At 54.6% G+C, this 10444-nt stretch carries 13 protein-coding genes; 2 read left to right on the forward strand and 11 right to left on the reverse strand.

From position 1 onward, the window contains the following. The first annotated feature begins 12 nt into the window (after positions 1–12). Positions 13–354 (forward strand): P-II family nitrogen regulator, encoded by a 342-nt coding sequence (locus V7Q41_RS12520; protein ID WP_333846256.1) that lies wholly within the window; start codon positions 13–15, stop codon positions 352–354. 13 nt (positions 355–367) lie between these two features. Here the strand turns inward: V7Q41_RS12520 and V7Q41_RS12525 are convergent, their stop codons facing one another. From V7Q41_RS12525 to V7Q41_RS12535, 3 genes are read right to left on the reverse strand one after another with little or no spacing between them, the layout of a single operon-like run. After that, positions 368–1387 carry a DUF6352 family protein gene (locus V7Q41_RS12525; RefSeq protein ID WP_333846257.1) on the reverse strand — a complete coding sequence of 340 codons (1020 nt, stop codon included), beginning with the start codon at positions 1385–1387 and terminating at the stop codon, positions 368–370. Between the two features lie 2 nt (positions 1388–1389). After that, on the reverse strand, positions 1390–1731 hold the full coding sequence (locus V7Q41_RS12530; RefSeq protein WP_333846259.1) for an RnfH family protein: 342 nt from the start codon (positions 1729–1731) through the stop codon (positions 1390–1392). Continuing rightward, positions 1728–2180, reverse strand: a complete 453-nt coding sequence (locus V7Q41_RS12535) for a type II toxin-antitoxin system RatA family toxin (RefSeq protein WP_333846261.1) — start codon at positions 2178–2180, stop codon at positions 1728–1730. Before V7Q41_RS12535 ends, V7Q41_RS12530 begins: the two co-directional genes overlap by 4 nt. A 46-nt stretch (positions 2181–2226) precedes the next feature. Here V7Q41_RS12535 and smpB point away from each other — a divergent pair, with 46 nt between their 5' ends. Further along, positions 2227–2703 (forward strand): SsrA-binding protein SmpB, encoded by a 477-nt coding sequence (smpB, locus tag V7Q41_RS12540; protein ID WP_333846262.1) that lies wholly within the window; start codon positions 2227–2229, stop codon positions 2701–2703. Between the two features lie 7 nt (positions 2704–2710). Here the strand turns inward: smpB and V7Q41_RS12545 are convergent, their stop codons facing one another. The 8 genes from V7Q41_RS12545 to V7Q41_RS12580 all read right to left on the reverse strand — a co-directional run. Beyond that, on the reverse strand, positions 2711–5017 hold the full coding sequence (locus V7Q41_RS12545; protein WP_333846263.1) for a YgiQ family radical SAM protein: 2307 nt from the start codon (positions 5015–5017) through the stop codon (positions 2711–2713). A gap of 61 nt (positions 5018–5078) precedes the next feature. Further along, positions 5079–5876, reverse strand: a complete 798-nt coding sequence (gene murI / locus V7Q41_RS12550) for a glutamate racemase (protein ID WP_333846265.1) — start codon at positions 5874–5876, stop codon at positions 5079–5081. A 10-nt stretch (positions 5877–5886) separates the two neighbouring features. Continuing rightward, positions 5887–6912, reverse strand: coding sequence for a LacI family DNA-binding transcriptional regulator (locus tag V7Q41_RS12555; RefSeq protein WP_333846266.1), 1026 nt, complete (start codon positions 6910–6912; stop codon positions 5887–5889). A 49-nt stretch (positions 6913–6961) separates the two neighbouring features. After that, positions 6962–8146, reverse strand: a complete 1185-nt coding sequence (locus V7Q41_RS12560) for a hypothetical protein (RefSeq protein ID WP_333846268.1) — start codon at positions 8144–8146, stop codon at positions 6962–6964. Positions 8147–8223: 77 nt separating this feature from the next. Next, positions 8224–8655, reverse strand: coding sequence for an ExbD/TolR family protein (locus V7Q41_RS12565; protein WP_333846270.1), 432 nt, complete (start codon positions 8653–8655; stop codon positions 8224–8226). A 15-nt stretch (positions 8656–8670) separates the two neighbouring features. Next, a complete protein-coding gene (locus V7Q41_RS12570; protein ID WP_333846271.1) occupies positions 8671–9084 on the reverse strand; it encodes an ExbD/TolR family protein in 414 nt (137 codons plus the stop codon). Between the two features lie 14 nt (positions 9085–9098). Further along, on the reverse strand, positions 9099–9935 hold the full coding sequence (locus V7Q41_RS12575; protein WP_442918865.1) for a MotA/TolQ/ExbB proton channel family protein: 837 nt from the start codon (positions 9933–9935) through the stop codon (positions 9099–9101). 55 nt (positions 9936–9990) lie between these two features. Continuing rightward, on the reverse strand, positions 9991–10444 hold a 454-nt coding region (locus V7Q41_RS12580), incomplete at its 5' end, for an energy transducer TonB (protein WP_333846272.1).

The raw sequence follows: 10444 nt of genomic DNA on the forward strand, positions 1-10444 counted from the left end.
GGAAAGTGTTCCATGAAAGAAATCAAAGCCATCATCCGCCCTTCCAAGCTGCCCACCTTGCGTGAAAAACTGCGCACCCTACCCGGCTTTCCTGGCATGACTGTGAGCAAGGCTGAGGGGTGTTCCGCGACCAAAATGCACAGCCCAGCCAATTTGAAAGAAGAGCTGACCGACTACACACCCAAGGTGCGCATTGAAATCGTCTCGCCCGACGAGCTGTGCGACAGCATCGTGGACTTGATTGTGCAAACTGCACAAATTGGCCAAATTGGCGACGGCTTGGTGTGGGTGACCGACATCACACGCGCGGTGTTTTTGTACAAGTCGGTGGCGGGGCCTCTCGAGCGGCCTTGACGCTAGGGGTTTTTTAGGACCGTTTGGCCAACGGCAAATTGAGCAACAGGTTTTGCGGCTTGAGCTTCAAGCGCTGATCGGCATCGACCGCCATCGCTAGGTAAACGGGCTTGCCCCGCACATCTGTCAGCATGTCGTTGGGCTCCACAAACTCAAGTTTGAACAAGCACAGCAAACGCTCCATGCGATCGGCATCCACCTCTTTGCCTTGGTAGAGGTCGTTCAACACGCCGCTGGCTTGTGCGTCTAGCCCCACATGCCAGACCCAGTGGTCGTCATTGATTTCGCGCTCGGTTTGAATACGCACCCGCACGCCTAAGAAGTGCTGCACCCACTTGGCCATCACCTCACACAGCGCTTGCAAAGCGGGCTGACCGCGGTTGAGGCTCACCACCCAGTCAAAACTCTCACTGCGGGGCCAATAAGCGTCTTGGTTGTCCTCGTTGAGCACATCCAAGTCCACACTCCGCAGCTTGATGCCGCCTTGCTTGAGCAACTCGCCAATCGAGCCAAAGCCGCTTTGAGTGGCGTGACGCTCGACTGTTTCATCATCAGCCGCCATCACTGAGCCGTCGTCGAGCACGGTGATTTTTTGGGTGTGCATCAGCATCTCAGCGGCACGCGCTTGCATGGCTGTGGGCGCTTGGCCCAACACATGGCGCAGCATGATGTGGGTGATGTGTTGCACCAACAGCGGCGGCACGTCTACCCCCTCGCCTTTGAACAAAGCAAGGTAGCTGGCCTCTAACGTCGGCAAAGAGGTGATACGTTGGCGAAAGCGCAGCCACACGGCGTAGTTGTCAACCGCATCTTTGTCCTGCAGTTGAGCCAATTCTTGCGCCGGCACTTCCCGGCGCGGCTGCTCAACTAGGCTGTGGTGCAAAGCGACTTCTGCGCGACACGAGGTGGCAATGGGGGCCAACTCTGGGCGTTCCAAAAGAAAGCGCAAAAAGTCGTCCGTCACCACCAAGTGACCCGCCTCGTTGTGTGTCAGCAGGGAGTAGCCGCAGGTGGGCCAAAGGGGTTGCGTCATGTTTAGTAACCAGGTTTAGCGCCCACGCGGCGCTTAGAGAACAAGCCTGCGCGGCTGGATCCTTGTTTTTGGAAGCGCTCACGGCGTGCAACTTTAGGGTCGACGGTGAGTGCACGGCAAATTTCGATGCGGTCTAGATCGCGCAGCACATGATCAGGACTGGTTTTTTTGCCCCAAATAAAAACCATGAATGCATCGGGCTGGCTCAGGTTGATCTCGGGGCATTTGGACAACAAGCCGCTTTGTTGCAGAGCTTCTAAGACCGTGGTACCAGCGCTCAGTGGCAGCAGCTGCTCATGCACCACACGAGGCGCGGGTGAATACATCACGGTGATGTGGTTCATTGAACATACACCTGGTCGGCACGTTTCACAAAGGCATCCACCAAAGTGGCGGCGATCTTGTCAAACACGGGACCTACCAAAGCGCCAAACATGCTGTCAAACGCGTAGTTCAACGTCAGCTCAATGCGGCAGGCGCGTTGGGGCTCTTGGGTGTTGGGGTCGAGCAGCGGATGAAAATCCCATGTCCCGTCCAAGTGTTTAAACGGGCCATCGACCAGTTCTAGCTTGACTTGACGGCCCTCAATATGCAGGTTGCGCGTGGTGAAGCTTTTGTGGAAACCTCCAAAGGTCATCCCCACCTCAGCCGTCATGCCATGGGCGTGACCGTCACGCACACCCGCTCGGTCACACCAAGGTAAGAACTCTGGATAACGGGCGACATCGGTGACCAGCGCAAACATTTCTTCGGCGCTGAACCAGATCAAAACGGACTTGTGTACGGTTTTCATAGAATGGGTCATATTGTAAGAAGCTCTTCCGTCCCCACATCATTCAATGGCTACCAAAAAACCTGCAACCTCATCCCGCATCGCTGACAACAAAAAAGCCGCTTACAACTATTTTTTCGAAGAAAAGTTTGAGGCAGGCATGGTGCTGGAAGGCTGGGAGGTCAAATCTGCCCGAGAAGGCAAAGTGCAGCTCACCGATGGTTATGTGGTGGTGCGAAACGGCGAGCTTTTTTTGATCGGCTGCCAAATCAACCCGCTGCACACAGCGTCTAGCCACGTCAATCCAGACAACGTTCGCACCAAAAAACTGCTTCTCAAAAAAGAGGAGATCAAACGTCTGATTGGCAAGGTCGAACAAAAAGGCCACACCCTGGTGCCCATCAACCTGCACTGGAAGAACGGCAAAATCAAATGCGACATTGCGCTGGCCAAAGGCAAGGCCGAGCACGACAAGCGCGACACCATCAAAGACCGCGAAGGCAAGCGTGAGGTGGAACGGGCGATGAAGTCGCGCAGCCGCTAAATCTGATTTATTTTTTCGCGCGCGGCGGCAAACCTGTGTGTTGCGTCAGCAAACGGCCTTTTGCGACACCCGTGCTGTTCTTGCGTCGCGCACTGACATAGCCGCCTTGCGTTTGAGGCTGGAAGGTGGGAATCAAATGCTGCTTGCCATTGCCAATCAAATCGGCTCGCCCCATGGACTTCAGAGCTTCACGCAACAAAGGCCAGTTGTTGGCATCGTGGTAGCGCAAAAAAGCTTTGTGCAAACGACGGCGGCGTTCACCGCGCACGATGTCTACGCTCTCGCTGGTGCGCGTCACGCGCCCCAAAGGGTTGCGGCCTGAGTGGTACATGGCTGTGGCCGTGGCCATGGGGCTGGGATAGAAGGTTTGCACTTGGTCGGCGCGAAAGCCATTGCGCTTGAGCCACAGGGCCAAGTTCATCATGTCCTCGTCGCTGGTGCCGGGGTGGGCGGCAATGAAGTAAGGCACGAGGAATTGTTTTTTGCCCACTTCAGCGCTGTACTTGTCAAACATTTGTTTGAACTTGTCGTAGCTGCCGATGCCCGGCTTCATCATCTTGGACAGCGGTCCGCCCTCGGTGTGTTCGGGCGCAATTTTGAGGTAGCCGCCGACGTGGTGCTGTACCAACTCCTTGACATACTCGGGCGACTTGACAGCCAAGTCATAGCGCAGGCCCGAGCCAATCAAAATTTTCTTCACGCCCTTCAGCTCACGCGCACGGCGGTACATGTGAATGAGTGAGCTGTGGTCGGTGTTGAGGTTTTGGCAAATGCCAGGGTACACGCAGCTGGGTTTGCGGCAAGCGGCTTCAATCTCGGGTGTCTTGCAACCAATGCGATACATATTGGCCGTGGGGCCGCCGAGGTCGGAAATGACGCCGGTGAAGCCAGGCACTTTGTCGCGGATGTCTTCGATCTCACGAATCACCGAGTCTTCGCTACGGCTTTGGATGATGCGGCCTTCGTGCTCGGTGATCGAGCAAAAGGTGCAGCCGCCAAAGCAGCCACGCATGATGTTGACGCTGAAGCGAATCATTTCCCACGCAGGAATTTTGGTCGCGCCGTCGTGGCTGCCGTTTTCGTCTGCGTAAATCGGATGCGGGCTTCTTGCGTAGGGCAAGTCAAACACCAAGTCCATCTCCGCTGTGGTCAGCGGGATGGGCGGCGGCGTGACCCACACATCGCGTGCGGTGTGGCCTTCGCCGTGAGCCTGCACCAAAGCACGCGCGTTGCCGGGGTTGGTTTCTAAGTGCAGCACACGGTTGGCGTGGGCGTACAGCACGGGGTCTGACTTGACTTGCTCGAAGGCGGGCAAGCGAATCACGCTGCGTTCGCGCGGCGGCACTTTGAGCTTGCCCTTGCCTTGCAGTGCAGGGTTGGCCACGAAATTCAAGGGGGAAATGGTAAAGCCTGCTTCGACTTTGGAACCTGCGGGCACATTGCCCGCATTGGCGTTGGCCGCATTCGCCACCGCATTGGCTTCGTCTTCGCGTGCGCAGGTTTCGCCTTGTGCTTTGGCTTGGTCACTCACCATCAAATACGGATTGACATGGGCCTCTACCCTGCCCGGCACGTCAATGCTGGACGAATCAATCTCAAACCAACCTTCGGGCGTTTCGCGGCGTACAAACGCCGTGCCGCGCACATCGGTGATGTCTTGCACAGGCTCTTTGGCAGCCAAGCGGTGGGCAATTTCCACAATGGCGCGCTCGGCATTGCCGTACAGCAGCAAATCGCATTTGCTGTCCACCACGATCGAGCGGCGCACTTTGTCTGACCAATAGTCGTAATGCGCAATTCGGCGCAACGAGCCTTCGATGCCACCCAACACAATGGGCACATCGTTGTAGGCTTCTTTGCAGCGCTGGCTGTACACCAGCGCAGCACGGTCGGGGCGTTTGCCACCGATGTCGCCAGCCGTGTATGCATCGTCACTGCGAATTTTGCGATCGGCCGTGTAACGGTTGATCATGGAATCCATGTTGCCAGCGGTCACGCCAAAAAACAGGTTCGGTTTGCCCAGCACTTTGAACGGATCGGCGCTTTGCCAATCTGGTTGGGCAATGATGCCCACTCGGAAACCTTGGTTCTCGAGCATGCGACCAATCACGGCCATACCAAAGCTCGGGTGATCCACATACGCGTCACCCGTGACAATGATGATGTCGCAGCTGTCCCAACCCAGCTGCGTCATTTCTTCGCGCGACATCGGCAAAAACGGGGCCGTGCCAAAGCGGGCCGCCCAGTATTTGCGATAACTGTTCAGTGGCTTGGCGTTGCGGGGAAAAAGGGAGACGTCGGCGTAAGCGTTCATGGAGGCCCGAGTGTAAGGGTTAGCCCCATTCCTTCAGGTTCGCGGGGCTATCGCCAGCGCATCATGGCAAGGCATGCACCGTGAGTGACGCGTCCCACAGGTGTGACATCACCGTTTGAGCTAGCACCGCATCGCCTGAGCTGAAAAACTGCACTTGACCCGGCGCTGCTTGGCGAGACAGCTCACCGCTATCGGATAAACGGCGAGAGAGCTCTCGTGCCACGGCTTCGGCGGGGTCGATCAGCATGATGTCGTCGCCCACCACCCGCTGAATGGTGTCGCGCAAAAACGGGTAGTGCGTGCAGCCCAGCACCAAGGTGTCAGCCCCCTGCTCTAGCAACGGCGTGATGAACTGACGCAGCAAGGCCTCTGTCTCAGGGCTGTGCAAATCAGCTCGTTCCACCTGTTCAACAAGACCCGGACAGGCTTGAAGCAAGATGCGTTTATTGGCGCCATAGCGCTCCACCAAGCTCGCCACTGAGGCGCTTTGCACAGTTTGGCGCGTGGCCAACACCCCCACCACACCGCTTCGGGTGAGTGCGACAGCGGGTTTGATGGCGGGCTCAATGGCCACCACCGGCAAATGCATTTGTTCACGCAGGGTTTGAGCCGCCACCACCGTGGCCGTGTTGCAGGCGATGGTGATGGCTTTGACGCCTTGATCAGCCAACCATTGGCCCACGGTGTGTGTGCGTTGGGTGATGTGCGCAACAGATTGGTCGCCATAAGGCGCATGGCCTGAATCAGCCACATAGACCAAATGCTCGTGCGGCAAGGCGGCGTGGATGGCGCGCAAGACAGACAGGCCACCAACGCCTGAGTCAAACACGCCGATGGCATCCCGCAAGGTGTAAGTCAAGACGAACTCCTTACACAGTTGATCCGCGAATCACCAAGGAGGTGGGCAAATGTTTAGATTCAGCCAAGTGTCCATCCAAGACTTCTTGCAACGAATCCATCAACATACCACCAGCCACATCGATCGGCTGTCGAACCGTGGTGAGGGGTGGGAAGCTGTGCGAAGCCATGTCTATGTCGTCATAGCCTACGACACTCACCTGCTGTGGAATCGAAACACCCTGACCTTTGAGGACGCCCATGGCGTTAATCGCAATCAAATCACTGGCTGCAAATATCGCATCAAAGGCCACGTTGCTTTTCAAAAATATATGAAGCGCGGTCTGAGCTTCTTCCGCTGTGAACGGTGATTTGATATACAAAAGAGGGTCAATCTCCACGCCAAATTTCTGGTGTGCCAGCAAATAACCTTCATGACGTTGCGCGGCCTCAGGCATGTCCACATCACCCATGAAGACAATGCGACGCCTTCCTAAACCTAATAAGTGCTCAGTAGCCAACGCACCACCAGACACGTTGTCACTCCCTACGCTGCAATACATTTGACGTGGCAACTGTGCGCCCCATACTGCGATCGGCACATGGCGACGTGCCAATTCATTCAATTGATCATGATGGCCCCATTGACCAATCACGATAAGACCACGAGCGCGACCTGTGTCATACAAAGCTGCCATGTCGTCTAAATGGTCTGCATCGACACGCGAAAGCAACAAGTCGTAATTGCGATCTGTCAAAGCATCAGCCAAAGTACCGAGCATGCCCAAGAAGAAGGGATCGGAAATGTGTTGCCGAGTTTTTTTGTCATACGGAATCACAACACCAATGGTGCGGTTGTCGCCCATCCGCAAGTTCTTTGCGCTTTGGTTGATGGTGTAGTTGAGCGAACGGGCAAGTTCGATGATGCGCTGACGGGTTTCGTCATTTGTCAGCGAGCTCCCGTTCAAGGCACGCGAGACTGTAGATGTAGACACGCCAGCCATGCGGGCAATGTCGATCATTTGAATCTTGCGTTTGTCGTTGTCTAAACTGGCCATGCGTATGGAATGAGGTTTCACCACTTGAATACCTTCCCATCATAGGGCGTCATTTCGCAAGTGAGATCCACAAAGTGGCCATTTGCTCGTAAAAAGCATCACCAGTCACGCTTTGCAGCATGGATTTAGCGGCTTCAGTCTGCTTGAGCTTGATTAGTGCGATGCCACAGTGCAAGCGCGCTTCACCCTCGCGCTTGAGCCCTCCTTTTGAAAGAGCCTTTTGGTAAACCTCAGCCGCCTCATGCCATTGACCCATGGACAACAACACATCGCCCAGCTGCGCCAACATGGGACCATTGTCAGATGCGACATTGAGTAAGTGAAGGGCTTTGTCATCCTCAGCCGCGCGTTGTTGCGCTTGTTGTTTGAGCTTGGACGCATTGGCAGCCAAAGCGTCTTTGACCAAACCAGAGGCTTGCCCTTGATTTAACACACGCAATGCCTCATGAGGTAAGCCTGATTTGATGGCGAATTGCGCTGTATCTAAATAGTCTTCCCCCTCTTGCATCGTGTCAGATGCCTCCATCAAACGCGACAGGTCGAGTTGCATACGTGCGTTTATACCGGGTGCACGCCCCATGATATTGAGCAAATCTGACCAGTAGTCTTTGGATGGGAAGCGTGTCACCAACTGGGTCAATGTGGTGAGATAGCCTGCATCATCCTTGAGCTGCTTTTGGCTGAACGCGTAAATACGCAGTTCTGCTTCTTGCGCGAGGTAACCCACTGAACTCCGAACTTCAAACATGTCTTGCAGCACCTCTTTGTGCAAGCCCTGCAGGACCAAGGCTTGTAATTTCATGATGCGTATGCTTTGATTTTTTCCGCCTTCTTGCGCATAGCGACGGGCCCATTGCACGACCTTGGCATGGTCTTTGTTGCGCTGACTCAAGCCCACCATCGTCTCCGTCAAACTCAGGCGGTCTGCGGCTGTGAGCTTTTGACTTTGCAACAAATAGTCCAAAGAGCGAGCAGCCAAATCAAACTTTTGAGCATTCATAGCCGCCACCACTGACAAACGCTCTAAAACCATCATTTCTTCTTCGGTGAGCTGAGGTGTAAAACGGGCCTCTTGAATCTTTTGTATAGCCACTTCGGGCTGATTGGATTGAATTGCCACTTGTGCCGCTTGCAGGTGCTTTGCCACTTCAGGACGCATACTGACTTGCGCAACCGTGTTCAAAGCGACTCCTAATACGCTCAATAGAAACAGTTTTTTCCAAGATGGTGCCATTTGCTCACTCCTTAAAAAAATGCCTCTTCCTGTGAAGGAAGAGGCAAAGGGTTCCCATTTAAAGAACCTTGAAGAATTTAATTCACAAACTGCTCAGACCCTACGATACCAAGCTTATTCAAACCCAAACGCTGCGCATTAGCCATCACCGCAGCCACTGCCTCATACTTGGCTTTGGCATGAGAGCGCAAATGAAGCTCGGGCTGTGGCTCCATCTTGGTCGCCTCTTGCAGCTTGAGGTCCAACTCTGCCCGCGTAGCCAAGGGCTTGCCGTTCCAATTGATCACACTGTTGGCGTCCACTTCAATCTTGATCACCACAGGGTCTATCTTTTTGGTGGGTGGTTTGGCCACTGGCATGTCCAAGTTCACGCTGTGCAACTGCGCAGGGATGGTGATGATCAACATGATCAACAGCACCAACATCACGTCAATCAAAGGCGTGGTGTTGATATCCATCATCACTTCAGGTTCACCGCTGCCTGATCCTTGCCCAATATTCATTCCCATATGTCGCTCCTTAGATCAGTTCGGTTCTGTGATGAAACCGACCTTGACAATGCCTGCGCGTTGCACGGCATACATCACACGTCCCACCGACTCGAAATCGCTGCGCGCGTCACCACGAATTTGAACTTCGGGTTGCGGATCTTTGATGGCAAAAGTTTTCATGCGGTTAACCAAGTCGGCTGAATTCTTGATCGGCGTGTCGTACAGATAGATATTGCCCGCGGCATTCACCGAAATAATCACGTTTTCTGGTTTGGTTTCTCGGATCAGGTTTTTCTCTTTGGGGAGATCGACCTTGACCGATGTGGTCACTACAGGAATGGTGATCAAGAAAATGATCAGCAACACCAACATCACATCCACAAGGGGCGTGGTGTTGATCGCGCTGATGATTTCGTCATCTGCATCAGATCCAACATTCATGGCCATGGGGGACTCCTGAATTACTTGCTGTTGGTGCCGAGCAGCACAGCATGCAAGTCGGAACCAAATGCGTTCACATCTTCCATGGCTGACTTGTTACGTCGCACCAACCAGTTGTAACCGAGCACGGCTGGCACCGCCACTGCCAAACCGATGGCAGTCATGATGAGTGACTCACCCACGGGTCCAGCTACTTTGTCAATACTGGCTTGGCCAGACATACCAATCTTGACCAACGCGTTGTAGATCCCCCAGACCGTACCAAACAAGCCCACGAATGGCGCAGTCGAACCTACGGTGGCCAACAAAGCCAAGCCATCTTGCATGCGACTTTGAACGTTATTGATGGCGCGCTGAATACTCATGGTCACCCAATCGTTGAAGTTGATCGCGCCCAACATACCCGTATGCTTACTTGCGCCTTCCAAGCCTTTTTCAGCAATGAAACGAAATGGACTGTCCTCTGTTAGCATGTCTGCACCTTGGCGTACATTGCCTGCTGACCAAAAGCTATCTTGAGCGGCCTTGGCAAAGCGCATGATCTTGGCTTGCTCAAAGTACTTCGCGAAAATCACATACCAACTGCCCATGCTCATGATCACCAAGATCAGCAAAGTACCTTTGGCCACCACATCGCCTTGTGCCCACAGAGCGCTCAGACCGTAGGGGTTTTCTTCACCAGCGTGCACAGCAGGCGTTGAAGCTGGTGCTGCCACAGGGGCAGGTGCCGCGACTTCTGCAGCAGCAGGCGCTGCAGCAGGTGCTTTGTCTTTAGACGCTTGCGCTGGACCCACCATGCCAAACAGCAAGCCAGCCACCAGGCCAGCACTGAGCGCGAGAGTTTTGAGTTGTTTCATCATGATGCGTGACTCCTAAGAAATTAATTGAATTCAGTTGTGTATGACGTGTCGCTTATTCCAAGCGCCATGTGTATTTCATGCTGGCCCAGCTTTGTTCCGCCTTGCCATTGAGCACGCCAGGTTTGAACTGACAGCGTGACAAAGCAACACGCGCGGCCTCATCAAGGCGTGTATAGCCAGAGCTTTTTTCGACTTGCGACTCCAACACCTGGCCTTCAGTTCCAATCAAGAAGCGCAACTGAACCGTGCCCTCCTCTTCGTTGCGGCGGGATGAACTGGGATATTCGGGCTTGGGACAATTGACCGCTGCATTGATCACAGGCGCCACCCTGACTTGAGGAACTGGGGCAACTTGCGCGACAGGCGCAACTGGCACAACTGGCACATTTGAAACAGAAGCAATGGCATTTGCGCCCGTTGTGGCGTTCACTGAAATGTCCACAGGCGGTACATATTCAGGTGGCGGCGGTGGGGGGGCATTCTTGGGCGGCGGCGGCGGGGGCGGC

Origin of the sequence: Limnohabitans sp., assembly GCF_036804465.1 — a bacterium.
In the GTDB taxonomy this organism is placed as follows: domain Bacteria; phylum Pseudomonadota; class Gammaproteobacteria; order Burkholderiales; family Burkholderiaceae_C; genus Limnohabitans.

What these genes read in the sequence shown, in the direction of transcription:
- V7Q41_RS12520 (WP_333846256.1), top strand. Translation starts at nt 13, where the DNA reads ATGAAAGAAATCAAAGCCATCATCCGCCCTTCCAAGCTGCCCACCTTG.
- V7Q41_RS12525 (WP_333846257.1), bottom strand. Translation starts at nt 1,387, where the DNA reads ATGACGCAACCCCTTTGGCCCACCTGCGGCTACTCCCTGCTGACACAC.
- V7Q41_RS12530 (WP_333846259.1), bottom strand. Translation starts at nt 1,731, where the DNA reads ATGAACCACATCACCGTGATGTATTCACCCGCGCCTCGTGTGGTGCAT.
- V7Q41_RS12535 (WP_333846261.1), bottom strand. Translation starts at nt 2,180, where the DNA reads ATGAAAACCGTACACAAGTCCGTTTTGATCTGGTTCAGCGCCGAAGAA.
- smpB (WP_333846262.1), top strand. Translation starts at nt 2,227, where the DNA reads ATGGCTACCAAAAAACCTGCAACCTCATCCCGCATCGCTGACAACAAA.
- V7Q41_RS12545 (WP_333846263.1), bottom strand. Translation starts at nt 5,017, where the DNA reads ATGAACGCTTACGCCGACGTCTCCCTTTTTCCCCGCAACGCCAAGCCA.
- V7Q41_RS12555 (WP_333846266.1), bottom strand. Translation starts at nt 6,912, where the DNA reads ATGGCCAGTTTAGACAACGACAAACGCAAGATTCAAATGATCGACATT.
- V7Q41_RS12560 (WP_333846268.1), bottom strand. Translation starts at nt 8,146, where the DNA reads ATGGCACCATCTTGGAAAAAACTGTTTCTATTGAGCGTATTAGGAGTC.
- V7Q41_RS12565 (WP_333846270.1), bottom strand. Translation starts at nt 8,655, where the DNA reads ATGGGAATGAATATTGGGCAAGGATCAGGCAGCGGTGAACCTGAAGTG.
- V7Q41_RS12570 (WP_333846271.1), bottom strand. Translation starts at nt 9,084, where the DNA reads ATGGCCATGAATGTTGGATCTGATGCAGATGACGAAATCATCAGCGCG.
- V7Q41_RS12575 (WP_442918865.1), bottom strand. Translation starts at nt 9,935, where the DNA reads ATGAAACAACTCAAAACTCTCGCGCTCAGTGCTGGCCTGGTGGCTGGC.